This is a genomic window from Nitrospira sp. (assembly GCA_024998565.1).
Lineage (GTDB): Bacteria > Nitrospirota > Nitrospiria > Nitrospirales > Nitrospiraceae > Nitrospira_A.
Genome location: JACOEM010000004.1, coordinates 271,802 through 296,628, shown reverse-complemented (window position 1 = coordinate 296,628; position 24,827 = coordinate 271,802). Strand labels below are relative to the sequence as shown.

The following is a 24,827-nucleotide window of genomic DNA, read 5'->3' as shown; positions in this document are numbered from 1 at the left end:
CGCAAGCAGCCGTTGCCGGATCGCCTGTCGTTGCTCGACCAGCAATTGGGATACCGACGCGGAAGCCGCGTCCTGGGCCGAATGAGAATCCGCATTCACCGCGTGCGACATACCTAGAGGGCGCTTTCCCCCGTCTCGCCCGTACGAATCCTGACGGCCGAGGTGAGTTCCCGCACAAAAATTTTCCCGTCGCCGATGCTGCCTGTTTTGGCGGCACGCGTAATCGTTTCGAGCACACGCTGCACCTGGCTGTCATTTACCGCGACCTCGATCTTCACCTTCGGCACGAACTCGATGGTGTATTCCTGGCCACGATACGTTTCTTTATGGCCCTTCTGGCGGCCGAAGCCTTTGACCTCCGTGACCGTCATGCCCTGAATGCCGATTTCCAGCAGGGCGTCCTTCACCTCGTCGAGCTTGAATGGTTTGACGATGGCTTCGATTAATTTCATCCTTGCCTCCAGGGAGTAGCTCTCAGCCGTCAGCGGTCAGTTCTCAGCGGGAAAAGAGTCCTGACAATCCTGCTGACGACTGATGGCCGATTGCGCTGAGCTGGCTTCACGAATACGCCCGCTCGTTATGTTGGCTCAAATCCAAACCGGTCGCTTCTTCCTCAGACGACACCCGTAGCCCGGTCATAGAATCCACCAGCTTGAGGATGACGAACGTGCCGATGATCGAGAAAATCGTCGTGACAGCCACGACCAGGAGTTGGATGCCGAAGAGGCCGGGGTTACCGAAGAACAATCCATCGGCGCCGCCCGGATTGACGACCTTGCTGGCGAACAGTCCCGTAGCCAGAATCCCGATCACCCCCCCGACTCCGTGGATTCCCACGACGTCAAGCGAGTCATCATAGCCGAATCGCCCTTTCCAGACAATCGCGGCGTAACACGTCATGCCGGCGACCAAACCGATGGCAATGGCCGACATGGGGGAAATATAGCCGGCGGCCGGGGTCACGGTCGCCAATCCCGCCACCGCGCCGCTGGCGACTCCAAGCACCGTGGGTTTGCCGCGATGCGCCCATTCGGCACCACACCAGGCAATGGCCCCCATCGCCGCCGCTGCATGGGTCGCGATAATCGCGGAGACCGCGATCCCGTTGGCCCCGAGCGCGCTCCCGCCATTGAACCCAAACCAGCCGAACCAGAGGAATCCGGTTCCGAGCAACGTCATCGGCAGGTTGTGGGGCGCCATATAATCCGTCCCATACCCTCGCCGCTTCCCCAGCACAATGGCGCAGACCAGGGCCGCCGCCCCGGAACTGATATGGATCACCGCGCCGCCGGCGAAATCCAAGGCGCCCAGCTTGGCCAGCCAGCCTCCGCCCCAGATCCAGTGCGCCAGAGGCACATAGACGAACACCGACCACAAGGCAGCAAATAGGACGACCGCGGTAAACCGCTTCCGCTCGGCAAACGCGCCGGTGATCAACGCCGGTGCGATAGCGGCAAACATCAATTGGAACAACATAAAGGCCTGGTGGGGAATCGTCGGTCCATAGACCGGGTGCGGCTCACTGCCCACCCCGCTGAGCCCGACCCATTCCAAGCCACCGATCACCCCGCCCTTATCCGGCCCGAACGCCAGGCTATACCCGAACAGGATCCAGAGTAGACTCACCACGCTCAGGATCATGACACTTTGCATGATCGTGCCGAGTACGTTCTTGGTCCGCACCAGGCCCCCGTAAAACAACGCCAGTCCCGGCATCAGCATCGCCAGCACAAACGCCGAGGACACCAGCACCCATGCCGTATCACCGGTATCGACCTTCAGCGGCGTATTCTGCGCCCAGACCTGAGTCCCCCATGACTCCGCCAGCAGGATCAACGCCCCTGCCACGCCCACGACGATCGTTTTCCGCTGTGCCGATCTCTTCACCATATCCTCCTTCGGCTGCGCCGCTCACCGATCGGCCTCCTCCCTGACTCAGCAGAGGAGGAGGCCCGGGCGAGAGACTAAAACGTCTTCGTGAACTTCAACTTATAGAAGTCCTGATTGTCTGTCAGGTCTTTACCCACTGTGAACCGGAAGGCCATGTTCCCCGGCAATTTCATCTCGACGTACGGCCCGATCCAGCGATAGTAGTCCTGAGCCGCCCCGGGGGCGCTGCTGTCTCTCGTGGTCAACAAATGCTCATAGTGGGCCCCGAGGGACCACATGCTGTTCACACGCATGCCGGCACTCACCCAATAATGCAGGAAGTCCCAGGTTCCTCGACCACCGGTCTGACTCGTGCCCAAGCAATTCGTATCCACGAGGCCGCTGCAGCCGGTCGCGCCACCGCCCCCGCTGCCGCCTTCGCTCCGGATCGCCTTGTAGTAGCCCAGATAGAACTCGCCTTCGAAGCGATCGTCCGCATAGTTCGCGATAATGTTGGGAACGACGCCTTCAAACGCCGTCGTTCGCTCGTTCACACTCCCACCGCCGTTGGGAAAGAAGCCGCCGCGAGAAGAGAGCAATTGCCCGTGCACAAACCCGATCATAGGAGTGACCGATAGCCGCTTTTCCAGGAAGGTAAAATTCAAGCCCATGTCAGTTTCTAGCCAGGGCGCGTTGTCGTGCACACCCACGCCGTTGATCATCGTCCAATAGGTGAAGTTGAAGGCCAGGGCGATGTTGTCGGTCAATCCATAGGTCCCGTAGATGGAGGGATTGAACCCGAAGAAACTATCGGCTTGCATCGCCATGGTGACCGATACGGGGTGTTTGGTCGTATCCATGAGGTCGTCCGTCGTCGCAGCCTGCGCCTCGGCGAACGCACCTCCCCCACCGCCTACCATCAATACCAACCCCAACACCCATGTCCGTGCCTTTCGGCCAACCAGCATATTCATGACGCCTCCAAAGAGAGAAGAAGTAAAAGTGCCCGCTCAGAAGACCGTCGTAGAGGACGGTCTGTGAGCCCCGACTCTCTGGCGCCATTGCCAGTGTTGCCGACCGACGTCGTTGTCGGTCCTGATGCAGCCCGTACTACCGATACCCGTTGGTGATCGGCATCCGCCGATCCTTCCCGAACGCTCGATGCGTAATCTTGATTCCCAGCGGCGCCTGTCGCCGCTTGTACTCACTCCGGTCCACCAACGCGATCACCCGCGCGACCGTCTCCCGATCGAACCCCATCGCTGTAATGTCTTCCAACGCACGGTCCTCCTCGACGTAGGCCTTGAGAATCGGATCGAGGATGGCATAGGGCGGCAAACTGTCTTCGTCCTTTTGATCGGGCCGTAACTCCGCGGTCGGAGCCCGCTCGAGCACACGTTTCGGGATGACCGGAACCGGCCCGACCAGGTTGCGCATGTGCGACAACTCATACACCATGGTCTTCGGCACATCCTTGATCACCGCAAACCCTCCGGCCATATCGCCGTACAGCGTCGCGTATCCGACGCTCATCTCGCTTTTATTTCCGGTGGTCAGCACCAGATGGCCGAACTTGTTCGAATAGGCCATCAGCAGATTGCCCCTGATCCGTGCCTGCAAATTCTCTTCAGTCGTGTCCGGGCGCTGGCCCTTGAAGGATCGGCCGAGGGCGCGCAGGTAACTCTTGAACGTCGCCGTAATGGACAGGGTATCGACCTGAATATGCAGCCGGCGGGCCATGTCGGCGACATCTTCGCGGCTGGCTCGGGACGTGTAAGGCGACGGCATGAACACCCCGAGCACATTCTCCGCGCCCAAGGCGTCTACCGCGATGACTGCGGTGATGGCCGAGTCCACCCCTCCGCTCAATCCGATGACGACGCGCTTGAACCCGTTCTTGCGGACATAGTCCTGCACCCCGAGGACCAAGGCGCGATAGGCTTCGTCGAGACGACCCAGCGGAGGCTCCAGATCCGGCACCACGACCGACTGCGACTTTCTCGCAGGCAGGCGCACATCGACCCGATCAATGAGGGCCGCCACACGCGGCGGCAGGGGTTTCTTGCCTCCCTGACCCAGTCGCGCCCGCCCGACGGCCGCGACATCGAGATCCGCCACGATGAGATCCTGCTCAAACGCCTTCCCCCGCCCCACGATCTCGCCCGCCTGGTCCACAATCATGCTGCAGCCGTCGAACACCAGTTCGTCCTGCCCGCCGACCGTGTTGGTGTACGTCACGATCACGCGATTTTCACGGGCCCTGGTCGCCAGCACCTGTTCGCGCATCCGGCCCTTCCCGACATGGAACGGGGATGCGTTGATATTGACGATGACCTCGGCACCGGCCAAGGCCTGCAGCCGCGTGGGCCCGTCCGAAAACCAGATGTCTTCGCAAATATTGACCCCGATCGTCGCGCCGTTCAGGACCAGGAGCGGCAGGCGAGAGCCTGGGTGAAAGTACCGGCTCTCGTCGAACACCCCGTAGTTCGGCAGATGCCGTTTCCGGTAGGTGGCCAGAATCCGCCGATCGGACAACACCGCCGCCTCGTTGTACAACTCATGCCGACCGGCCAGCGGGAATGAAGGAGCCTCCGAGGCCGAAACAGCCGTCGCCCCCTGGCCGACATACCCGACGACCACGACCAACCCGCGCGCTTCGGCCGCGACCGCCTTCAAGGCACGTTGCGTGTCCTCGATAAAGCGAGACTTGAACAACAAATCCTCCGGCGGATAGCCGGTGATAGCCAGTTCCGGGAAGGCCACGAGATCGGCCTTAGCCCGCCGCGCTTCCTTGATCCACGTCTGGATCAAGCGCGTGTTGCCGGCAATATCCCCGACGGTCGGATTGATCTGGGCCATGGCAACTCGGAGCGGACGCATAGTTACAGCCTGTACCCCTCAGCGTTCAGCCTGAACACGAGTCATCGGAACTTCAAGATCCTGAGCTGACGACTGATCGCTTGGTGCTGATAGGACTCATCACCCTGCTGATAAAAAAAACGTCCTCAGACCCACCTCAGTGGATCGGAGGACGTCGTTGTCCAGGTTCCAATATATCGTTCGGAACGAATTGCTCGTCGGAGACGCCGTTGTCCCCGGAAATGATCCCGAGTGTATACCACCGGCCTAAACTGGCTGTCAACCACTTGAATCGCACTTTTCCAGTGGAAACCAGAGGGTACCACACTCAGCCTGTGGTACAATCCGCCGCCATGCGGTTCATGATTCGCCGTTCCGCCTCAACACAATCACGACTCAGCAGTTTCCGGTTCACCTGGCAGCTGGCACTCCCCTGCCTCCTCCTCTACGCCTGCAGCCTCGGGACGAACCTCACCCCTGTCGGACAGGGGCCCCTGGGAACCGTCGCCCTTGAACGCCAGGCCACCCGTGGTACCACCGCCAAATACGGTCCCCCGCAGATTTTTCAGGCATCGCATCCTGCCCATCTGACGGCCTCGCTGACGGGACGCTTGCTCACCGGCCTGTCCGTTTCAGGACTCGATCGACCGGGAAGCAGTATGGCTCAGGAGAGTTATCCGCTGTTCTCTCACGAGGAAGTAGAGTTTCTGTCCCCGCTCATCGTCACCGCCCTCGCACAGGCCCAGCCCGACCAGCAGGTTCGCTTCACCATGCAGGACGACGGTCTCACGACCCAAGGCACACTCTACGTGTACAAGACCACGCTACGGGTGACCCTGTCTCGCTACCGATCGACATCCGCGGATGGACCGACCAGACCCGGGACGCTCAGGCTCTCCTTCACGCCCTCCCAAGCCCTGGTACCAGCCGACGCTCCCCAAGCCTGGATGATCCTCGAGCCGGAACAGCCGCGTATCGCGGTCTCCCTTGAGGCATTGAGTCAACTTCCTGCGCCATCGCCTGTCGCGATAGAGCACAACTCAACTGCCGAGGCAGCATCGACACACACTTCGCCCGCGGCCGAACAGAGTCGCTTGCAACAGGAACTCCAATCCACAAAGGATGTGGTGGTGAAACAGGCAGAGGAACTTCAGAAGCTCAAGGCAGAGCTGGAATCGGTACGGCGGCAGTTAGCTGACAAGGATGCCGCTGCCTCCAAAACCAAGCCGAAAGCGGCGCCTCGCAAGCCGACGGCAACACCCTAACGACGAACGGCAGCGGTCATTGGCTGCCGGAAATGAGGTCCGGCTGCGCCAAGACCTCCTTCGCGTCATAGACGTCATCAGCGCCCACCGGCTTCTTGCCCTTGTACATCGTCACCGTCATCGACGTTCGTCGTGAGAGTGCCAGCACATCGGCACGCTGGGCGAGGTGGAAGAAATCGTAGCCCTCGCGCAAAGTCAGCTCCGCGCAACGCCGTCGCAGGTAGGCATCCAGTTGTTCTTGCGAGGTAAACGAACTGACGCGGTATTCCACACGATAGACATGCTCCTTGAGCTGCTCCACCTCATCGCGATCGGCCCCGACCAACGGAGTGTATTGCCCGGTGGCGCAGGCGCTTGTCATAAGAGTTAGCAGAAAAGCTATGGCAACGCGTCGGCTCTTCGCCATCCAACCCTCACCTATTCCCAGACAGTCTCGAACATGTTCGGTTGCGTTCATTGCTGTGTAGACATTCAGCGACATCAGTTCACTGTGGCACTTGGCCGTCAGGCGGGTCACAAGTCGGTCTCACCCCGGAGCTTTCCAAGAAAATACCGCCTATGAAGCAGAATGAGATCAGCAGACAAACGGAGCGTGAAGTAATCTGGAAGGAACAGCTCAGGCTCAATCCCAGCACCGCAAAGATCGATCCAGCCGCCAGGGACTGCCCCCTCCACTGGTCGTTAGGTTCGCCGAGTGGCGATCAACCCCTGCCCTTATCGGCTCGTTCTTCGATTTCCCCCGCCAGAAGAATGGCTTCTGCGATCTCTCGCATGGATTTGCGAAGATCCATACTCTGGCGTTGAATCAATTTAAACGCGTCTTCTTCCGACAGCCGCTTCGACCGCATGAGATATCCCTTGGCCCGGTCGAGCAACTTGCGGACTTGCAAGGCTTCCTGCATTTCAAACGATTTCTCAAGCAACGTGGTGTGCTCAATGGAAATCGCGGCCTGATTGGCAATCGCCTGCATCAGTTTGACTTCCTCCGCCGTGAAGGTATGCGGCTTGGACGTATACGTATTGATCACGCCGATGGCCTTTTCCCGCACCAGCATCGGGACGCACAGGAGCGAGCAGAGGCCCTCCTTCGCAGCCATGTCCGGATACATATAGGTGCCTTCTTTGGTGACATCCGGTACGATGATCGGCCGGCGATCCTGAACGGCACGCCCGCTGATGCTTTGCCCGATCTTCACGTTGGGCTTGCGTCTGTACTGCTCGCTTAGACTTTGCGTGGCGGCGATCCGAAGTTCACCGGTCGGCTGATCCAAAAGAATGATGGAGCAAATCTTCGATCCCATCATTTGAGCCGTCATCGTCACAATCAACTGCAGTACGTCCTCGATCAATCGATTCGAGGACACGGTCTCAGAAACCTGGGACAGCGTATCCAGTTGCAGTGCCTTCCGCGTCATCTGATCGTAGAGGCGGGCGTTCTCAATGGCCCCTCCGACCTGCGTAGCAATGGTCGAGAGCAACGCGAGTTCGTCGGGCCGGTAGCGGCGCGACCGTTTGTGCTGCACATTGATGACGCCGACGACTTCCTGCTTGGTCGTAATCGGAACCGAGACGAACGCCTGGTAGCGGTCTTCAGGGAGGTTGTGAAAGAACTTAAACCGTGTGTCATCGCTGGCGCTGTTGGGAATGACGACACGCGTCCGCTCTCGCGCCACCCATCCGGTGATGCCCTCGCCCATGCCGATGGTGATCCGCCCGATCAGCTTCGGATGCGGATTCTTGGAGGCCCGCAGGATCAGCTCGTCTCTGTTATCCGACAACAAATACAGCAAGCAGGCGTCGGCCTTGGTCACTTCCACGACCATATCCACGATATGCCGGAGCACGGCCTCCAAGTCGAGCGTGTTGCTGATCGACTCGCTGATGCGATGGAGGACATCCACCTCACGCGTTTTTTCACGCAAGGCTTGCTCGACTTGAGTCAGCGTTCGTTTGGTCGCCATTCCACTCCTAACGGGCCCGTCCACCAGGCCGTGCACGCTTCATTTCGGCGGCTTCTCGAGTGCGGACATCCTGAAACCAGGCGCGCGTCTTGTCCTTTTCCAGCGGGATGATGCGCACAGCCCCGATCTGCTCCGGCACCACACAAAAAATCGTTCCGGCAGACACTTTCTTGTCCTGCTGCATGGCACCCCACAATGCATTGAACGCGACCTTCGGCAACCGGTCCGGCAAACCCGCAGCCTTCACCAGTGCGCGCAATCGAGCGACCACCTCTGCTCCACAATAGCCGAGGTGTCTGGCCAGGTCGGCCTCATAGACCATCCCGACTGCAACGGCCTCCCCATGGATGAAGCCCCGATACCCGCCGAGGGATTCCAACGCATGCCCGATCGTATGGCCGAAGTTCAAAATGCGGCGCCGGTCTGCCTCACGCTCATCCTCGGACACCACCTCTGCCTTGATCTCACAGGACCGCTTCACGATGTGCGCAACGGCGGCGTCCGTCAATTTCTGGATCGATTCCATGTTCTGTTCCAGATACTCAAAGAAGGCCGCGTCCGCAATCACACCATATTTGATGACCTCAGCCAGACCAGCCACCCACTCGCGCGGCGGCAGAGTCGCCAGCATCGCAGGATCGATGAACACCGCGCGCGGCTGGTTGAAGGCCCCGATCAAATTCTTCCCCTTGGGGTGATCGACACCCGTCTTCCCGCCGACACTTGAATCGACCTGGGCCACCAGACTCGTCGGCACTTGCACGAACGGGATGCCACGCTGATAGATTGCGGCGGCAAATCCCGTGATGTCGCCGATGACACCCCCACCCAAGGCCAGCAACGTCGAGGAACGCTCAAATCTGGCATTCACGAGGGCATCCATGACCGTCCCGATGGAGCGAAGGGTTTTTGTCCGCTCCCCGGGAGGCAGCACGACGGGAACGACCGTAAACCCGGCGGCCTTCAGCCTGCGAGTCACCTGCGTGAGATAGTGCTTGGCAAGATTGCGATCGGTCACGACCCCCACCTTGCCCGCGCATTTGAGGCGCTTCAGCTCCTCCCCGATCTCCTGGAGAAGACCGCGGCGAATGACGATGGCGTAACTTCGCGCACCGAGTTCGACGTGAATGGAGTGGGACGGCCTATCAGTCGAAGAACGTATCATCAGGTATCACGCAGCGTGTGGTTGCAGGGCTAAGCCTCAAATCCATGATAGCGGCATGGCCCGGGATGCGAGCCACGCGAACAATCCAGATACCTGATAGGCCACGAGGCGAAGGAGACTGGATCGTAACCTGCGATATTAGGGGAAGAAGACACCCGGAAGGAGCGCTATCAGATAGGGGGAGAAGGGACGTTCCGCGAGATTCGCCCCCATTGAGATAGCGTACCATCTTCAATGGGGGCGATTATTAACTTGCCGCGCTGGGACCTGTCAAGTTGTCGAGCGCACGATCGTCGGCGTGAGGAAGATCAGCAACTCTTGCTTGGAGACGTTCTCGGTCTTGTTCTTGAACAACCAGCCCAGGACCGGGATACGTGACAGGTAGGGAATTCCAGCCACGTTGTTCGACTGAGTATCGACGAAGACACCGCCGATGACCATGGTTTCCCCGTCACGCACCAGCACCTGGGTCGTCGCTTCACGACGATCGATGCTCGGACCGGCCGGGTTGCTCCGGGCACCAACGGCGTTTCGAGTTGCCCGCACCTTCATAAGAATCTGCTTACCGATCTCTTTCGGGTCGCGAGACGTAATTTGCGGCGTCACGTTCAGCTCCAGGTTTGCATCCACGAAGGTCGTCTGCGTTCCCTGCAACGATGTGGTCTGGAACGGGATGGATTCACCTTGGGCAATCTTGGCATCCCGTTTGTCCAGCGTCGTGATCTTCGGCGCCGCAATCACTTTGGTCAATCCCAGCAATTCACCGGCTGACAACCGCACATCCAACATCGCTCCGTCGGTTTTCCCGATCGAGAACCCGGCACCCGGCACCGATGGCAGTCCTGGGTTAGCCGGCAAGTTGATCAGGAAGTCCGAGACTTGGGCGCCGAATGCCCCGGTGGTTCCGGTTTTGAAGGCAGACGTTCCGCTGGAGCTTCCCAGCTGGTTGACGTTCTGAATGCCCCACTGCACACCGAGCGAGCGGGTATAGGTCGTGTCGGCTTGAACGATGCGGGCCTCAATCTGCACTTGCGGCACTTCGAGATCCACGCCGTCCAACAACTGCCGCAAAACTTCCAGCTTGGATTCCGTGTCGCTGATGATGAGGGCATTGCTCGCGGCGCTGACCGTCATGGTCCCGCGCGGACTCAGGTTCTGTCGTAACGACGTCTGCACTTCCGTGGCGTTGAGATTCCGGATATAGAATACCCGAGTGACGATCGGCTCGGCCTTCGCCTTCGAGTCCTTCGCCCGCGCCTCTTCATCCTGTTGCTTGGCGATATTCTGCAGAGTATCCACCCACACAATGTTGCCCTGTCGGATCATCCCCAACGCATTCATTTTCAGCAGCATCTCGAGGGCCTGATCCCACGGTACATTCGCCAGCTTCATCGTGACTTTGCTTTTGACACCCTCCCCGACCACAATGTTGAAGCCGCTGACCTCCGCAATCAACCGCAACACATTGCTGATATCGGCTTGCTGAAAATCGAGGGAGATACGCCGGCCGACGAATCGGGATGCGCCGTTCACCACCTCATTACTCTCAGGCTTCCGGTCTTCTTTCTGAACCGACTCCGCCGTCAACTGGATCGGCTGGATACGAAACAGGGCTTTCGGTGATTTATGCGTCACTAACGTGGGGTGGGACGTCGGCTGCTTCGGCTCCAGCGAACCCGTCTGTTCCGCCGACGCTTCAACCTGGGCCAAGGCGCCACCGTCCACGGTTTTCGTTTCAGCAACGGACGCCACCGCCTTCGGCTCCAGAGTCAGGACCAGGCGGCCGTCGGTTGAATCGATGGTATGTTCGACGGACTGCGTTAAATCCAGCACTAACCGCACCTTGTCCGCGTGATACCCGAATCGGACTTTCGACAACAAGGCATGACCGACCATCAGCTGTGACTGGTGGCCATCCGAATGAATGTGCGGCATATCGACGACCATCCGGCGATCCCCGATCATCTTCACCGTATGCGTAAAGACGCCGTTCCCGCTGAGAATCAACGCCATCCGGCTCCCATCAGGCTTCGCTTCCACCTTTGTCAGCATCGTCGCAGCCGGGGCGGCGCCAACTGCACGCTCGGGGACGGGTGCGGCGCTCTCCACGGACAGGGCCGCACTCTGGTCAGTGGCCTGCGTGAATCCGGTCAGTCCGGTCGTCTCGCCCGGCGCCGCGGCTTGCACATATCCGGCAAGCCCCAACACTCCGGCCATCACAGTGACACTCAGCAGCGGATGTACACCAACCTGTGCATGTTTCATTCTGTACCCTCTTTCGGGTGCAGGAGCTTGACGTATTCCCGCTCCTGTTTATTCCCGTACACGTCCGTGAACCGCTCTTGAACGATGATGCCTCGTTCGGTGATTGAACTGACCACACCATTGTTGGGCCCGATTCGTGTCCCGCGGCGGATGCTGTACCCCTTGCCGTCCGGCGTCTGAACCATGGCCGTGTATCCGTAATTGCCCCAGAGCACCCCGATCAAACTCAGCTCCGTGAGGCCGACACGCTGCAGCGGGGGAAGAGTCACGTCCTGCTCGGTCTGCTGGCCCAGCTGGATCATGGGCAGAAAGGGATCCCGACGACCCGACGGATCGTACGAGGTTCCTGAAAATTCCGCCGATAATGAATCCCCCGAGGCTGAGACCGCCGCTTCAGAACGCGGGGCCGGAGCTTCAACTGCCGGCCCGGAGCGCGGCCCCTCCGGCAACGGCATGACCTTCAAGGAATCGGCCGGCCGCATGGACGCCACTTGACGCAAGTGCGGCAGAGTCTTCGCCTCGACAGACGACACCGCGCCTCCACTGGCCAGCAGAACCGCTGCTACGGCCATCGACCCGCGCCACCAGATTCGTCTCTTCACGGTGCTTCCCCTCGCGTTGAGCATAGGCTGGGCTCCAATCCTCACTTTGGCTTTGCCGCAGGAACGGGCGCGGCAGCCTTCTTCTCTCCCGGGGCAGCATAGGCCACCAGATCGAACACCGTCTGCGTGACCACTCGTCCTTGATCGACACGAGCCGCACCGATCCGCACATCCTGAACCGTCACGATCCGGGACAGCTTACTGATACGATCGAAGAAGATGGCCGCTGTATGGTATCCGCCGGCCACTTCCACGTTGATCGGCATCCGAATGAAGAGCTTCGACGGATCCTCGGCTTGCGTCCCCGGCTTCCAGAGACGGACATCCAACCCCAGTCGCATACCAAGATCGGACACTTGCTTGAGCAGCATCACCGCCTCTTCTTCCGGCGGGAGGCGTTCCTTCTTCGCGGCCAATTCGATTTCCAGCTGCTTGCTCGCCGCCACCAATTCATCCAGATGTTTGACCTTCAAGGTCAGATTCTGAATCTCGGTATCCAACTGGGCGACCTGACCCTGAACCGCTTCCAGCTCCATGGTCTTAGGATCGACCACGTAGAAATAGAACCCTACCAGAATCGCCGCCACCAACAGTCCGAGCAGCGCAACTTTCTGACCTGTCGGAATGCTGCGGAGGCCGTCTAAGCTGATTGCATTCAGACTCATGTTAGCCTTTCATCGACAGGTCGAGTTTGAATTGATAGGTGTTCATCTTGTTGTCCAGTCCTGCCCGGCTCTCCATCAGCTTGATGGCACCGAATTGATCGGTCCGTCGCAGATTGTTCACGAACTCCACCACATCATCATTCGTCAGCGCGCGACCTTCGAGCTCGACGTTGTTGCCCTTGAGATTCAACCGCACGAGCCAGACCTTCAGCGGATTCAGACTCTGACTGACGTGGTCCAGCACCTTGACCGGTCCTGTCCGGCTTTTTTCGAGCTGGTCGATGATGCGATTCTTCGCTTCAAGCTGCTTCTTCTTCTCTTCAAAGTCCTGCACAGCCTTAACTTGTTCTTTCAGCTGAGCGACCTGCTTGTCCTTCACCTGCTTCTCGCTCTGCTTGGCCTGAATCTCCTCATCAAGCGAAGCGGCGTAATACCAACACCCCGTCAACGTAACCAGTAACACCCCGATGCCGATCAAGGCCTCAGCACGTACATCCCATTGCGGTTTGGCTTTTCTGGACCGGGGTCCAGTTGCGAGCAAGTTGATTCTAATCATCGGTCCCCCACCGTCCGGAGCGCGAGGCCTACCCCCACCGCCGCAAGTGGCCCCATTTCGGTCAACTGATCGGGATCGACGTCGCACTGCGAAGTGTCGATCTCATTAAAGGGATTCGCGATTTCCACCTCGACATGCATGCGATCGCGAAGCTGTTGAGCCAGCCCCTTGACCTTGGCTCCCCCGCCGAACAGCAAGACCCGCGCAATTTCGCTCTCCGAAGAGGTTGTCTTGAAGTAATCGATCGTGCGGGCGATCTCCGACGCCACTTCCGCATTCACACTCTCCATGACCGATGCTAGTGTATGATCGTCGTCTTGGTCGCTTTTCTTGAGTTGCTCCGCTTCTTCGAACGAGACGCCCATCTCCCGCTGCACGGCCTCTGAATACCGGTTCCCTCCTAAAGGAATATCGCGAGTAAAGAGAGAGACGCCCCCTCCCACGATATTCACGTTCATCACGCTGGCCCCGATGTTCACCAGAATCGTGGTGTCCTCCTGCGTGGCGGGCGAGGTCACGCCATACATGTTCTCCACCGCAAATGCGTCGACATCCATCACGACCGGAGTCAGTCCGGCCGCCTTCACCAGTTCGGTCAATTCGTTGATCTTGTCCTTTTTTGCCGCGACCAGCACAATCGACATTTCGCTCTGTTCGTCCGGATTCTCCGACGGGGGTAAGACATGAAAGTCCAGGTTCACTTCATTGATGTCGAAGGGAATGTACTGTTCGGCAGACAGTTTCACCTGTGCATCGAGCTCCTCATCGGGCATCGGCGGCAGGGAAATTTTCTTCACAATGACCGCATGGCCGGAGATGGAGATGGCGACCTGCTTCAATTTGACATTCTGTTCGGCCAACAATTCCTTGATGGCCGACACGACACGCCCTTCGTCCATGACCGTGCCGTCCACGATCACTTCAGGCTCCAATTCCTTGACGGCAAACTTCTGCAACGTATACCGGCCCCGATGTTCCTTGATCTGTACCAGTTTGATGCTGCTCGAACCGATGTCGAGCCCCAGCAACTGCCGCTGCGGGGAAAACATCGAGAGAAATTCCATATCAGCCAGATTTTTCAATGAAGCCAGCATGCTCATGCCCTCTCTACGCGACCTCTTTTCGTCCACCACCCATCACGTGCCTGATTTGCTCGACATTTTCGGCGGTATACAGACGCCAATTTCGCCAGTCGCGGGGCGGTCCGGTGATTAATCCTTCACGCTCCCAGCGAAATAACGTCGCGCGCGAGATGTCGAACATCTCGCAGACCTCGTTGGTCTTGTACAATTTCTTTTTGGGGACATCGCTAACTTTCTTCACAAACCGCCTCAAACGCCGCTATTCATCGCATGTTTCGAGCCCACGAAATTAAGTATAGTTGATATAGTCCACCTGTCAAGAAAGCGGACCTCGCAGGCATTTCTCGGGAGGAAACGGCGAAACAGCGCTCAGGAACTAGGGTTTTTGCATGTCGCGGTGGGTGACGGACACGTCATAACCGAGGGCGGCAAATTGTTCCCGGAGATGCACCGCCATGGTCACAGACCGATGACGCCCTCCGGTACACCCGATGCCGATGCTGAGGTAGCTGCGCTGATCCCGCTCATAGAGCGGGACCAGAAAGCCGAACAAGCCTTGCAGATGCTCGAGAAATTGACCGGCCGCGGGATCTCCCAATACATACTGCTGCACGCGGGCATCCTCCCCGGTCAATGCTTTGAGCTCGGGCACGAAGAACGGATTGCGAATGAAACGCACGTCGAAGAGCAGGTCAATGTCATAGGGCACGCCGAACTTGTACCCGAATGTGACCAGCGAGATGGTCATGCGGCGAGCGGCCGTTTCCTGGCGGAACTGCCGGATCAGCAACTCGCGCAATTCGTGCACCGTAATGTTGGAGGTGTCGATCACACGGTCGGCATGCTTCCGTAGTTCGCTGAGGCGCTCACGTTCGAACCGCACGCCTTCCACGACCGGCATGTGCGGCAACAAGGGATGCGGACGGCGACTCTCGGAAAATCGGCGAACCAGCACTTCCTCTCGGGCTTCCAGAAACACAAGTTGCAACGCGTGGCCCTGCGCTTTTAGCTCGCCCAGGACCTTCGCCAAATCCCCGAAAAAGACTCGCTCGCGAATATCGATACCCAGGGCGACATTCTTAATCTCCCCGCCCTTCTGATAGCATAATTCGACAAAGGTCGGCAGGAGTGCCGGAGGAAGATTGTCGACGCAGAAATATCCTGCGTCCTCGAAGGCTTTCAAAGCATGGCTCTTTCCGGATCCGGAAAGGCCGCTGATCACGACGAGATTAAGCGCGGCCATGAGCAGTGCGAGCACGGTTGCTCGCGGGATCGATCAGAGACACCCGTCCATTCTGCAAGCGCTGGAGAACCTGAACCGTCCCGGACAGCGCATTCTCAAAGACCAGCACTGCGAGCTTCGCGGAATTGAGCGCCTCGACAGCCTCTTCAACCGTCAATGCTTCGAGAATCGGCCGAACCACTTCGACTTCGTTACGCGCAGCCCGTGGCGCCTTTCGCGCGACGGCCCGCACACGTGGTTGATCGCCGAATTTATGATTGACCTTGCGCTCTTTCAATTTCCGCAACTGGGCACCGAGTTTATCGACGACTTCATCGATCGAGGCATACATTTCCTCGGTTGAGGTCTTCGCTTGCAAACGCCGGCTCTGCACGACACCCACCACTTCAGCCACATGATGAAACTTTTCCACGCTGAGCAAAATCTGCAAGGTCCCGAGCTTCAGCCCGTAGCGGTCCAGCCGCTCCATGCGTGTTTCGATATACTCCCGTAGAGCAGGAGTGACTGCCACATGCCGCCCCGTGATCATCAAACGCATTCCATCCTCGTTTCTCAGGCTGCCCGCACCACCGTACGTGCAAGCCCGTTGCGACGATTATTGTACCCCCAGGGGAACGTCCTCCCTGGTGCCAACCCCGACCAGCTTAGAAAAACTTCCTGCGTTGGGTGGCGGAGGGAATGTTGTCCTCCGCGCGATACTTCGCGACGGTGCGACGGGCGATCAGCACTTGCTGCGTCCGCAGCCGCGCAGCAATCTCTTCATCTTTGAGCGGTTTGCGCGCGTCTTCCGCCGCGACCATTTGCCGGATCATTTCGCGCACCGTGAGGGACGACAGCATGTCCGTCGGCTGATCCGCGCGCTGAAGTCCGGCGTTAAAGAAAAATTTCAACTCCAACATCCCCTGCGGACAATACATATATTTATTGGCCGTCACCCGGCTGATCGTCGACTCGTGCATCCCGATATCCTCAGCGACTTGCTTGAGAACCAACGGTTTCAAGTGCTGGATTCCACGCTCGAAAAAGCCTTCTTGAAACTTCACGATACTCGACACGACCTTCACAATGGTCTTGTTGCGCTGTTCGATACTCCGAATCACCCACTGAGCCGCCCGTAATTTGTCGTCGAGATAGGCCTTGGTCTCAGCCGACCCCGATTGCCCTGACGACATCAGCTGCTTGTAATACGGGCTGATCCGCATACGCGGCAGGCCGTCGTCATTGAGCAAGACTTCCCACACCCCTTCGTTCTTGACGACAAAGACATCCGGGACGATCGCGTAATTCTGTGTGTTGGAGAACGGGCGCCCGGGCTTTGGCTCCAAGCCTTCGATGATCCGGGTCGCTTCGAAAACGTCGTCCATCGAAATATTCAGCGCCTTCGCGATGCGGTTGTACTGCTTCTTCTCCAGATCCTTCAGATGGTGGAGCACGATGGATTCCAGCACCGTCCCCTTCAGCACTCCCGGGCGCGATCCTAAGGAGCCAATCTGGCTCCTGCCCAAAAATTTCAGTTGAAGCAGCAGACATTCGGATAGGTCCCGTGCCGCCACGCCATTGGGATCGAATCCCTGAACATCTTTCAGCACCGACTCAGCATCCTCCACCGAATAGTCCGTGCCGGAGACCAGCTCCTCCAAACTCATCCGGAGATACCCGTCGTCGTCCAGATTTCCGATGATCAGGCGGCCGATCGCTTTTTCTCGATCCGAGAGGCCCGATAACGACAACTGCCAAACAAGGTGATCTTCTAACGACGTGGACTTCGCCACAGTTTGTTCGTATGAGGGGAACTCCTCCTTCGAGGAAGAGCTGTACTCGGTTTCACCGCGACGCATGTCCGTATCGAAATAATCTTCCCAACTGGAGGCCGAAAATTCCTCGGCGTTTTCCCCGCTTTCGGCAGGTTTATCGTCCCCCTCTCCTCGCACCTCACTGGATACGGTGGTCGACGTGTCAGGCTGTTCGCGCTCCGCCGTCGCCGTCTCCTCGCTTTCTTCCGTTTCCGTCGCCAATTCATCCAACAACGGATTTTCCATGAGATGCTGCTGCAGACTTTGCTGAAGCTCCAAACGAGACAGTTGCAGCAATTTGATCGCCTGCTGCAATTGCGGCGTCATAATCAGTTTTTGACTGAGCCTGAGATCCAGTCGCAGCTTCATCGCACACTCACTCCCTGCCGCTACAGGCGGAATCCTTCGCCCAAATATACGGCCCTAGCCATTTCACTTTTCTCGATTACCCCGGGTGGGCCCGCTTCCAGGATCGTGCCTTCATTGATGATGTAGGCTCGATCGGTAATCGACAACGTCTCCCGGACATTGTGATCCGTAATCAACACGCCGATGTTCCGTTGCTTCAACCGGATAATGATTTGCTGGATATCGGCCACCGCAATGGGATCGATACCGGCAAAAGGCTCATCCAGCAGCATGAATGAGGGGCTGGTCGCTAATGCTCGCGTGATCTCCAGCCGTCGACGCTCTCCACCTGACAAGGCATAGGCCTTACTTGTGCGAATATGCACCAGATCCAGTTCCTTGAGCAATGTCTCGACCCGCTCCATGCGCTCACTTCTCGAATAGCCCAGCATCTCCAGAATCGCAAGGATATTGTGTTCCACTGACAGCCGGCGAAACACAGACGATTCCTGCGGCAAATACCCGATGCCCTTCCGAGCCCGCTTATACATGGGCAAATCGGTTATTTCCTGGCCGCTTAAGGCAATCGTGCCTTCATCCGGCTGACACAGTCCCACCATCATATCGAAGATCGTCGTTTTCCCTGCGCCGTTCGGCCCGAGAAGACCGACGACTTCGCCGGCCTGCACATCGAGCGATACACCCTTGACCACTTTTCGTCCGCGAAAACTCTTCACCAGGCCGTTGGCGGCCAGGCGATCCGGCACGCCCGCTGATGTCGCACCCTGGGCGACCGATGTCTGGGTGTCGGAAGAGGTCGGGCTCACCGCTTGCCACCGCTTTCACCCTCAATGACCACCTGAGAGTCCCCCTCCACCACACTGCGATCCTCGTCCAGGAACATAATGATCCGCTTGCCGGATACGCGCGTCCCTTTCTGCCAAGCCACCGGATCACCTGTCAGAATGATTTTCTTTTCATCCTCGTAGTACACGGCCTTCTGGCAGGTCGCGCGCCCATCTTCTTTCTCAATTCTCACTCGGCCCGTCGCCTCAACCATCCGGATACTACGCTCCGAGACCGCGGGTCCCGCATCCTGCCCTTGTGGTTCCGGCTTGCTCCCACTTGAATTGTTCCTCGGTTTGGTTGAGCCGTTAGCACGCTTGCTGTCGGCCCCATTGCGGTTGGGATGAAACGAGACCACCATATGATCCGAATGGACCACCAGCAGGCCACGAGTCAAGACTACCGCCCCATCAAAAATCGCGGTATTTGCCTGATTACTGACCGTCATGGTGCGAGACGTAATCGTCGTCGGTGCGGGATTGGAAGTCGACTCTTTCGTAGCGCTTGGCTCTGCCCCGTGCGCCCAGGGACTGGACTGCAGCGCGACACCGCTAAGAAGCAGGCACCACATCGACGCGCACGTCGTCCAACACCTGAAATTCTTCTGTATCCATTTTCCCCAGCAACCCCCTGCCGGTGACTTGCAAGCCATGTCCGTTAATCGTGACATGGTCTGGAGTTTGAATTTCATGCCGCGCATCAGTCCACACAAGATGGTTTGTCTGAATGATATAGCCACTTTGAGTTTCAACCACAATCGGCGTGGTCCTGTTGGAAAGTTGAAAGTTCTTGGTCTGTGTATCAAGCGTGCCCTCATCACCTGACAAGGTCAGTTCCTTTCCCTGAGCCCCATACATGGTAATTTGGACATTGTTCAGTATGGCCCGGCTCTCCTTTTCAAACAGGCGCGCCTGTTCGGCTTGAACTTTCCACTGAACAAGATCGCCTTTTGTCTGGGTGAAGGTAAAGTCTTGAATTCTGGCGTCGGCCGATTCGGTGTCAACCGGCGCGACCGAACGCGACGAAGATCCAGGATTGGAGCGTGTGACGAGCAAATACCCAAGGAATGTAGCAAGCACCACACTCAGCGCTAGAAGACCTCGTCGAATCCAACGTTCCCACATGGCAAAAAGCTCCTAATTTAAAGAGCTTCCCAGGTCACAGTCGGTGGCATGATAGTAGCATTCCACCCTGGCCAAGTAAACCTACAGCCCGCGCATGGCCTGAGAAAATGATCGGAGATAACGATGCAGAGTGAGGTGGGGAGAGAACAAGGCCACGACGACCGGGAGGTCGTCGTGGCCTCGATGTTTAGCTTTCTGCCTGGGCAGAAGCTTTTTCTGTCGTGTCTTTCTTCTCAGCGACCGCGACGTCCGTCGATGGTACGGCCTTTGGCTTCTCCGGCCTGGTCACCAATTCAATGGCCACCATCTCCGCGGCATCACCAATCCGCCGACGGGTACGGATGATACGCGTGTAGCCTCCAGGGCGCTCACGAAAGCGCGATGCGACATCGCTGAACAGCTTCGCCACCACGGCCTTGCTGCGCAAGAAGCTCAGAGCACGGCGACGGGCAGGAAGCCCCCCTTCTTTCCCAAGGGTAATCATGCGATCGGTAAAACCGCGAACTTCCTTGGCCTTGGCTTCCGTCGTTTCGATTCGCTCGTGTTCGAGTAACGAAGTCACTAGACTCCGGAACAGAGCCCATCGGTGTTTAGTTTGACGTCCGAGCTGTCGACCCTTCTTTTTGTGGCGCACGGTAGTCCTGTTCCTTTCTTACTCTGAACGTACGCCCGCATCGCCTGACGGCAAGGCGTCGACTTTCATTCCAAGGCTCAGTCCCATTTCGGTCAGGATTTCCTTGATTTCGTTGAGGGACTTTTTCCCGAAATTCTTGGTCTTCAACATTTCTGCTTCTGTTTTTTGCACCAAGTCGGCGATCGTCTTGATATTGGCATTCTTCAGGCAATTGGCTGCCCGAACGGACAATTCCAACTCATTTACGCTGCGATAGAGATTCTTATTCACTTCATCAGACAAATCTTCACTGCCCGCAGCCGGTTTGGCATCGGAGCGCTCTTCAGGATTAATGAAGATATCCAGATGTTCACGGAGGATGCCTGCCGCGTTGGACAATGCGTCACGCGGAGAGATGGTGCCGTCCGTCCAGATTTCTAGCGTCAGCTTGTCATAGTCGGTCATGCGACCCACACGTGCGTTCTCGACATGGAAATTCACCCGCTTGATCGGGGAGAATATCGAGTCCACGGCGATCACCCCGATGGGCAATCCTTCTTCCTTATTTCGTTCAGCCGGCACAAACCCTCGGCCGTGCTTGATCGTCATTTCCAAATCCAGCGAGGCGTCTTTGTCCAGCGTCGCAATGTGCAGATCAGGAGTGAGAATCGTGACATCGCCGTCGTGCGTAATATCGGAGCCCTTGGCTTCGCCAGGCCCCTTTTTCTTGAGCCGGATGGTCTTGGGCTTGTCACCCTGCAACGCCAACCGAAGACTTTTCACATTCAAAATAATGGATGTGACATCTTCTGTCACGCCAGGAATCGTGGAGAATTCATGCAACACTCCTTCGATCTTGACGGTGGTCACCGCAGCCCCGGTCAAAGAAGACAGCAATACTCGACGCAGGGAGTTCCCCACCGTGGTGCCAAATCCTCGCTCAAATGCCTCGGTCGTAAATCTGCCGAATGTCGGGGAAAGAGTGTCCTTGTCGACTTCCACCCGCATGGGGATCTGAAAGTCTTTCATCGCTTTAATCATGACTCCCCCTTCATTAACTCGTGTGTGCCCATCTATCGTTCAGCCATGGCCGGAATAAGTAAGCTGCTCTCCAGCCACGTATTCTTAGCGCGAGTACAATTCCACGACCATCTGTTCGTTGACCGGGAGCACGATGTGCTCCTTGGTCGGCAACGAACGAATGGTGCCCTTGCAGGCTGCTCGGTCCAATTCAAGCCACTCCGGAATGCCCCGGCCATCCACGGCCGCCAGTGCTCCTTGAATGGGGAGGAGTTCACGGCTCTTCTGTCGGACTTCCACGGAATCCCCCGCTTTGACAAGGGCACCGGGCGCCTTCACTTTGCGACCGTTGATCATCAGGTGACCGTGATTGACCAACTGCCGAGCCTCTTTCCGAGAGGCTCCGAAGCCGAGCCGATACACCACATTGTCCAAGCGGCATTCCAAGAGCCGCAGCAACGTATCGCCAGTGACGCCGGCTTGCCGTTCCGCCCGCTCAAAAATGCCACGAAATTGGCACTCCTGAAGTCCGTAAATCCTCTTGAGCTTCTGCTTTTCACGCAACTGCAGACTGTAATCCGATGTCCGCTGACGAGCCTGACCATGCTGCCCAGGGGGATAACTCCGGCGCTCAATCGCGCACTTCTCGGTCATGCAACGAGACCCTTTTAAGAAGAGCTTCTCGCCCTCTCTCCGACACAAGCGGCAGACAGGTCCACTATATTTTGCCACGCTACTACCCCTCCTCTACCTCAACGACTCAAGTACGACCAACTCAGCGATTACCTTGTTCTGATGACGTCGAGACCACCACTAGACACGTCGGCGCTTGGGAGGCCGGCATCCGTTGTGGGGGATTGGCGTCACGTCTCGAATCAGATTGATGCGCAATCCAGCGCTTTGCAACGAACGAATGGCAGACTCGCGGCCCGCCCCCGGCCCGTTGACATACACATCAACCTGCCGCATACCATTCTCCATGGCCTTTCTCGCCGCCGCCTCTCCCGCTCTCTGCGCCGCAAACGGTGTGCTCTTACGGGAGCCTTTAAACCCTTGATTCCCAGAACTGGCCCACACCACGGTGTTCCCGCTCATATCCGTAATAGTCACAATCGTGTTATTGAACGACGCTTGAACGTGAGCGACTCCGCTCTGAACAATCTTCCGTTCTTTCTTTTTGCCCTTCTTCACACTCATAGAATCTCCCTCAGCGCATGGCGCCTGCTCGGTCTAATCTCTTATGCTCTTGAACCAGCGGGCTTCTGCGGCTTGCTTCCCACACCGGAGCGTCGGCCCTTTCGGGTGCGCGCATTGGTCTTGGTCCGCTGTCCACGAACTGGCAACCCCTTGCGATGCCGGAGTCCACGGAATGTTCCGGTATCGACTAGGCGCTTGATGTTCATCGACACTTCTTTCCGCAAATCACCTTCCACGCGGTAGTCACGTTCGATGACTTCTCGAATCTTGACGATTTTGTCTTCGCTGACATCCTTCACGCGAATAGATCCGTCGACACCGGCCTTCTTCAGAATGGCCTGAGCGGCCACCCGGCCAATCCCGTACACATAGGTCAGACCGATATCGATCCGTTTGTCTTTTGGCAAATCCACGCCCGCAATACGCGCCATAATTACCCCCTAATTCCTTCCCTTGATTGCACCGTGAGCTGGCTTGAAGGGCCCTCGCAACACCGTTCAGATGTCGCCTCGACCAGCCTCTTGCAGGCTCGACATACCCCTGCCAAGGCAACCCACATTCCGGTCAACCCTGTCGCTGCTTGTGACGCGGATTGGCGCATAATACCCGAACGACACCACGCCTGCGGACCACTTTACATTTCGCACAAATCGGCTTGACTGACGACTTGACCTTCATAGCAATTCCATTTCTCCACTACTTGAAGCGATAGGTAATCCGGCCCCTGGTTAGATCATAGGGCGACAACTGCACAGTCACCTTATCGCCAGGAAGAATACGGATGAAGTGCATCCGCATTTTTCCAGAGATGTGCGCTAAAATTCTGTGCCCGTGTTCCAGTTCTACGCGAAACATCGCATTCGGGAGTGTTTCAGCCACCGTGCCGGTCACTTCTATGACATCTTCTTTTGGCACGTATCGGTACGCCTCCCAGTCTTAATGTGATAACTGTGACAGAATTCGCGCCGGGCCATTCGGCTGAATGGCGATCGTGTGCTCGAAATGAGCGGACCAGCGTCCATCCTGCGTCACAGCCGTCCATCGATCTTCTAAAATACGAATTGCACTGCTGCCCATATTCACCATGGGTTCAATTGCCAACACCATCCCAACCTGAAGACGCGGCCCCTGCCCGGGTCGACCATAATTCGGAACCTGAGGCTCTTCATGCAGCTGCCTTCCTATACCATGACCGACGAATTCAGTCACCACGGCAAAACCAGCCTGCTCAACATGAGTTTGCACCGCATGAGAAACATCTGAGAGCCGATTGCCGACCACCGCTTTCGCGATGCCTCGGTACATTGATTCTTCGGTCACTTGAATCAGCCGTAGAGCCTCGCTGCTGGCCGCACCAACCGGCACTGTCACTGCAGAATCACCATAGAAGCCTGAGACGATCGCTCCCAGGTCGAGGCCGATAATATCACCTTCCTTAAGGCGACGCTTCGATGGAATTCCGTGAACAACCTGCTCGTTGACCGATGCACACAGCGTCTTGGGGTAGTTTCGATATCCTTTGAAGGCGGGAATGGCACCACGACCTCGAATCGCCTCTTCAGCCATGCGATCCAAATCATCGGTTGTAATGCCTGGTGCCACCTTCTCCTTTAACAACTCCAACACTTCCGCCACCACACGAGAAGCCTGCGCCATCAACAAGACTTCGTCCGGCGTCTTGAACACGATCATTGAGCGCCGAACCCAGAGAGTACCCTAGATAACCTATCGTAAACGTGAGCCATATCGCCAGACCCATCAAGCTCGCTCAGGACTTTCTTCTTTTCATAGTAGGCGATTAACGGCGCAGTCTGCTCATCATACACTTTCAAACGGGCTTCAATGGTCTCCGGTTTGTCATCGCTTCGTTGAATCAGCGAAGCACCACAGCGGTCACATTGCCCATCAATTTTCGGCGCGGCAAAATCTACATGAAACACGCTCTGGCACTTGGGACAACTTCGTCGACCACTGAGGCGTCTAATCACATCTTCGCGAGAGACCCGAAAATTAATGACCCGATCCAGGCTCACACCTCGCTCAGACAAAATTCCACTCAACTCTTCGGCCTGGGGAACAGTCCGTGGGAACCCATCTAAGATGAAACCGTTCTGACATAACGGCTCAGCCACCTTGGCGCGAACCATGCCGATCACGACATTGTCCGGAACAAGTTTCCCGGCATCCATACTCTTTTTGGCTTCGATCCCTAAGGCGGTCTGATTCCTCACGGCCTCTCTCAAAATGTCGCCGGTCGAAATCTTAGGCCAACCAAACTGAGCGGTCACCCGATCAGCCTGAGTTCCTTTTCCCACCCCTGGTGCACCGAGAAACACGAGACGCATTGAATTTCC

The 24,827-nt window shown here is 57.5% G+C and carries 29 protein-coding genes; 1 reads left to right on the top strand and 28 read right to left on the bottom strand.

Annotated elements, in window-relative coordinates:
- Positions 1–113: 113 nt before the first annotated feature.
- From H8K11_09500 to H8K11_09485, 4 genes are all read right to left on the bottom strand, one after another.
- Positions 114–452: a P-II family nitrogen regulator gene (locus H8K11_09500; GenBank protein MCS6263979.1), complete on the bottom strand. Its 339-nt coding sequence runs from the start codon at positions 450–452 to the stop codon at positions 114–116.
- Between the two features lie 106 nt (positions 453–558).
- Positions 559–1,887 (bottom strand): ammonium transporter, encoded by a 1,329-nt coding sequence (locus tag H8K11_09495; protein MCS6263978.1) that lies wholly within the window; start codon positions 1,885–1,887, stop codon positions 559–561.
- Between the two features lie 77 nt (positions 1,888–1,964).
- Positions 1,965–2,843 (bottom strand): hypothetical protein, encoded by an 879-nt coding sequence (locus H8K11_09490; GenBank protein ID MCS6263977.1) that lies wholly within the window; start codon positions 2,841–2,843, stop codon positions 1,965–1,967.
- A 136-nt stretch (positions 2,844–2,979) separates the two neighbouring features.
- Positions 2,980–4,749 (bottom strand): NAD+ synthase, encoded by a 1,770-nt coding sequence (locus tag H8K11_09485; protein ID MCS6263976.1) that lies wholly within the window; start codon positions 4,747–4,749, stop codon positions 2,980–2,982.
- Positions 4,750–5,090: 341 nt separating this feature from the next.
- Here H8K11_09485 and H8K11_09480 point away from each other — a divergent pair, with 341 nt between their 5' ends.
- Positions 5,091–5,993, top strand: a complete 903-nt coding sequence (locus tag H8K11_09480) for a hypothetical protein (GenBank protein MCS6263975.1) — start codon at positions 5,091–5,093, stop codon at positions 5,991–5,993.
- Positions 5,994–6,009: 16 nt separating this feature from the next.
- Here the strand turns inward: H8K11_09480 and H8K11_09475 are convergent, their stop codons facing one another.
- The 24 genes from H8K11_09475 to H8K11_09360 all read right to left on the bottom strand — a co-directional run bounded on the left by H8K11_09475 (position 6,010) and on the right by H8K11_09360 (position 24,818).
- Positions 6,010–6,354 (bottom strand): hypothetical protein, encoded by a 345-nt coding sequence (locus tag H8K11_09475; GenBank protein ID MCS6263974.1) that lies wholly within the window; start codon positions 6,352–6,354, stop codon positions 6,010–6,012.
- A 340-nt stretch (positions 6,355–6,694) separates the two neighbouring features.
- Positions 6,695–7,954, bottom strand: a complete 1,260-nt coding sequence (locus H8K11_09470; GenBank protein ID MCS6263973.1) for a GAF and ANTAR domain-containing protein — start codon at positions 7,952–7,954, stop codon at positions 6,695–6,697.
- Positions 7,955–7,961: 7 nt separating this feature from the next.
- Positions 7,962–9,119: a 3-dehydroquinate synthase gene (locus H8K11_09465; GenBank protein MCS6263972.1), complete on the bottom strand. Its 1,158-nt coding sequence runs from the start codon at positions 9,117–9,119 to the stop codon at positions 7,962–7,964.
- Positions 9,120–9,389: 270 nt separating this feature from the next.
- Positions 9,390–11,384: a type IV pilus secretin PilQ gene (pilQ, locus tag H8K11_09460; GenBank protein ID MCS6263971.1), complete on the bottom strand. Its 1,995-nt coding sequence runs from the start codon at positions 11,382–11,384 to the stop codon at positions 9,390–9,392.
- The gene (locus H8K11_09455; protein ID MCS6263970.1) at positions 11,381–11,986 is read right to left on the bottom strand and encodes a pilus assembly protein PilP; all 606 of its coding nucleotides are present in this window, start codon (positions 11,984–11,986) and stop codon (positions 11,381–11,383) included. The genes pilQ and H8K11_09455 overlap by 4 nt, the downstream gene beginning before the upstream one ends.
- A 41-nt stretch (positions 11,987–12,027) precedes the next feature.
- Positions 12,028–12,651, bottom strand: a complete 624-nt coding sequence (gene pilO / locus H8K11_09450) for a type 4a pilus biogenesis protein PilO (GenBank protein ID MCS6263969.1) — start codon at positions 12,649–12,651, stop codon at positions 12,028–12,030.
- Position 12,652: 1 nt separating this feature from the next.
- Positions 12,653–13,207 (bottom strand): PilN domain-containing protein, encoded by a 555-nt coding sequence (locus H8K11_09445; protein ID MCS6263968.1) that lies wholly within the window; start codon positions 13,205–13,207, stop codon positions 12,653–12,655.
- Positions 13,204–14,301 carry a type IV pilus assembly protein PilM gene (pilM, locus tag H8K11_09440; GenBank protein ID MCS6263967.1) on the bottom strand — a complete coding sequence of 366 codons (1,098 nt, stop codon included), beginning with the start codon at positions 14,299–14,301 and terminating at the stop codon, positions 13,204–13,206. The genes H8K11_09445 and pilM overlap by 4 nt, the downstream gene beginning before the upstream one ends.
- A gap of 13 nt (positions 14,302–14,314) precedes the next feature.
- Positions 14,315–14,530 carry a MerR family transcriptional regulator gene (locus tag H8K11_09435; protein ID MCS6263966.1) on the bottom strand — a complete coding sequence of 72 codons (216 nt, stop codon included), beginning with the start codon at positions 14,528–14,530 and terminating at the stop codon, positions 14,315–14,317.
- Positions 14,531–14,665: 135 nt separating this feature from the next.
- On the bottom strand, positions 14,666–15,532 hold the full coding sequence (gene rapZ / locus H8K11_09430; GenBank protein MCS6263965.1) for an RNase adapter RapZ: 867 nt from the start codon (positions 15,530–15,532) through the stop codon (positions 14,666–14,668).
- The gene (raiA, locus tag H8K11_09425; GenBank protein ID MCS6263964.1) at positions 15,519–16,070 is read right to left on the bottom strand and encodes a ribosome-associated translation inhibitor RaiA; all 552 of its coding nucleotides are present in this window, start codon (positions 16,068–16,070) and stop codon (positions 15,519–15,521) included. The genes rapZ and raiA overlap by 14 nt, the downstream gene beginning before the upstream one ends.
- Positions 16,071–16,176: 106 nt before the next feature.
- The gene (rpoN, locus tag H8K11_09420) at positions 16,177–17,694 is read right to left on the bottom strand and encodes an RNA polymerase factor sigma-54 (protein MCS6263963.1); all 1,518 of its coding nucleotides are present in this window, start codon (positions 17,692–17,694) and stop codon (positions 16,177–16,179) included.
- A gap of 20 nt (positions 17,695–17,714) precedes the next feature.
- Positions 17,715–18,440, bottom strand: coding sequence for an LPS export ABC transporter ATP-binding protein (gene lptB, locus H8K11_09415; GenBank protein ID MCS6263962.1), 726 nt, complete (start codon positions 18,438–18,440; stop codon positions 17,715–17,717).
- Positions 18,441–18,496: 56 nt separating this feature from the next.
- Positions 18,497–19,090: a hypothetical protein gene (locus H8K11_09410; protein MCS6263961.1), complete on the bottom strand. Its 594-nt coding sequence runs from the start codon at positions 19,088–19,090 to the stop codon at positions 18,497–18,499.
- Entirely contained in the window at positions 19,071–19,643 is a 573-nt protein-coding gene (lptC, locus tag H8K11_09405) for an LPS export ABC transporter periplasmic protein LptC (GenBank protein MCS6263960.1), read from the bottom strand. The genes H8K11_09410 and lptC overlap by 20 nt, the downstream gene beginning before the upstream one ends.
- 187 nt (positions 19,644–19,830) lie before the next feature.
- Positions 19,831–20,277 carry a 50S ribosomal protein L17 gene (gene rplQ, locus H8K11_09400; protein MCS6263959.1) on the bottom strand — a complete coding sequence of 149 codons (447 nt, stop codon included), beginning with the start codon at positions 20,275–20,277 and terminating at the stop codon, positions 19,831–19,833.
- Between the two features lie 18 nt (positions 20,278–20,295).
- Positions 20,296–21,297 carry a DNA-directed RNA polymerase subunit alpha gene (locus tag H8K11_09395; GenBank protein MCS6263958.1) on the bottom strand — a complete coding sequence of 334 codons (1,002 nt, stop codon included), beginning with the start codon at positions 21,295–21,297 and terminating at the stop codon, positions 20,296–20,298.
- Positions 21,298–21,381: 84 nt separating this feature from the next.
- Complete coding sequence (gene rpsD / locus H8K11_09390; protein ID MCS6263957.1) at positions 21,382–22,008, bottom strand: 30S ribosomal protein S4; 627 nt, start codon at positions 22,006–22,008, stop codon at positions 21,382–21,384.
- Positions 22,009–22,089: 81 nt separating this feature from the next.
- The gene (gene rpsK, locus H8K11_09385) at positions 22,090–22,473 is read right to left on the bottom strand and encodes a 30S ribosomal protein S11 (protein MCS6263956.1); all 384 of its coding nucleotides are present in this window, start codon (positions 22,471–22,473) and stop codon (positions 22,090–22,092) included.
- 41 nt (positions 22,474–22,514) lie between these two features.
- On the bottom strand, positions 22,515–22,904 hold the full coding sequence (gene rpsM / locus H8K11_09380; protein ID MCS6263955.1) for a 30S ribosomal protein S13: 390 nt from the start codon (positions 22,902–22,904) through the stop codon (positions 22,515–22,517).
- A gap of 133 nt (positions 22,905–23,037) precedes the next feature.
- Positions 23,038–23,151 (bottom strand): 50S ribosomal protein L36, encoded by a 114-nt coding sequence (rpmJ, locus tag H8K11_09375; GenBank protein ID MCS6263954.1) that lies wholly within the window; start codon positions 23,149–23,151, stop codon positions 23,038–23,040.
- Positions 23,152–23,169: 18 nt separating this feature from the next.
- A complete protein-coding gene (infA, locus tag H8K11_09370) occupies positions 23,170–23,388 on the bottom strand; it encodes a translation initiation factor IF-1 (GenBank protein MCS6263953.1) in 219 nt (72 codons plus the stop codon).
- A 21-nt stretch (positions 23,389–23,409) separates the two neighbouring features.
- Positions 23,410–24,165, bottom strand: coding sequence for a type I methionyl aminopeptidase (gene map / locus H8K11_09365; protein MCS6263952.1), 756 nt, complete (start codon positions 24,163–24,165; stop codon positions 23,410–23,412).
- Positions 24,162–24,818: an adenylate kinase gene (locus H8K11_09360; protein ID MCS6263951.1), complete on the bottom strand. Its 657-nt coding sequence runs from the start codon at positions 24,816–24,818 to the stop codon at positions 24,162–24,164. Before H8K11_09360 ends, map begins: the two co-directional genes overlap by 4 nt.
- Between the last annotated feature and the right edge of the window lie 9 nt (positions 24,819–24,827).

Coding starts and splice junctions, on each gene's coding strand:
- H8K11_09500 (MCS6263979.1), bottom strand. CDS start 452: ATGAAATTAATCGAAGCCATCGTCAAACCATTCAAGCTCGACGAGGTG.
- rpmJ (MCS6263954.1), bottom strand. CDS start 23,151: ATGAAGGTCAAGTCGTCAGTCAAGCCGATTTGTGCGAAATGTAAAGTG.
- H8K11_09360 (MCS6263951.1), bottom strand. CDS start 24,818: ATGCGTCTCGTGTTTCTCGGTGCACCAGGGGTGGGAAAAGGAACTCAG.
- H8K11_09475 (MCS6263974.1), bottom strand. CDS start 6,354: ATGACAAGCGCCTGCGCCACCGGGCAATACACTCCGTTGGTCGGGGCC.
- H8K11_09465 (MCS6263972.1), bottom strand. CDS start 9,119: ATGATACGTTCTTCGACTGATAGGCCGTCCCACTCCATTCACGTCGAA.
- H8K11_09485 (MCS6263976.1), bottom strand. CDS start 4,749: ATGCGTCCGCTCCGAGTTGCCATGGCCCAGATCAATCCGACCGTCGGG.
- H8K11_09490 (MCS6263977.1), bottom strand. CDS start 2,843: ATGAATATGCTGGTTGGCCGAAAGGCACGGACATGGGTGTTGGGGTTG.
- map (MCS6263952.1), bottom strand. CDS start 24,165: ATGATCGTGTTCAAGACGCCGGACGAAGTCTTGTTGATGGCGCAGGCT.
- H8K11_09395 (MCS6263958.1), bottom strand. CDS start 21,297: ATGATTAAAGCGATGAAAGACTTTCAGATCCCCATGCGGGTGGAAGTC.
- raiA (MCS6263964.1), bottom strand. CDS start 16,070: ATGCGTTTGATGATCACGGGGCGGCATGTGGCAGTCACTCCTGCTCTA.
- H8K11_09410 (MCS6263961.1), bottom strand. CDS start 19,090: ATGTGGTGCCTGCTTCTTAGCGGTGTCGCGCTGCAGTCCAGTCCCTGG.
- rapZ (MCS6263965.1), bottom strand. CDS start 15,532: ATGGCCGCGCTTAATCTCGTCGTGATCAGCGGCCTTTCCGGATCCGGA.
- pilQ (MCS6263971.1), bottom strand. CDS start 11,384: ATGAAACATGCACAGGTTGGTGTACATCCGCTGCTGAGTGTCACTGTG.
- H8K11_09445 (MCS6263968.1), bottom strand. CDS start 13,207: ATGATTAGAATCAACTTGCTCGCAACTGGACCCCGGTCCAGAAAAGCC.
- rpoN (MCS6263963.1), bottom strand. CDS start 17,694: ATGAAGCTGCGACTGGATCTCAGGCTCAGTCAAAAACTGATTATGACG.
- lptC (MCS6263960.1), bottom strand. CDS start 19,643: ATGTGGGAACGTTGGATTCGACGAGGTCTTCTAGCGCTGAGTGTGGTG.
- rpsK (MCS6263956.1), bottom strand. CDS start 22,473: ATGAGTGTGAAGAAGGGCAAAAAGAAAGAACGGAAGATTGTTCAGAGC.
- pilM (MCS6263967.1), bottom strand. CDS start 14,301: ATGCTGGCTTCATTGAAAAATCTGGCTGATATGGAATTTCTCTCGATG.
- H8K11_09480 (MCS6263975.1), top strand. CDS start 5,091: ATGATTCGCCGTTCCGCCTCAACACAATCACGACTCAGCAGTTTCCGG.
- rpsM (MCS6263955.1), bottom strand. CDS start 22,904: ATGGCGCGTATTGCGGGCGTGGATTTGCCAAAAGACAAACGGATCGAT.
- H8K11_09470 (MCS6263973.1), bottom strand. CDS start 7,954: ATGGCGACCAAACGAACGCTGACTCAAGTCGAGCAAGCCTTGCGTGAA.
- pilO (MCS6263969.1), bottom strand. CDS start 12,651: ATGAGTCTGAATGCAATCAGCTTAGACGGCCTCCGCAGCATTCCGACA.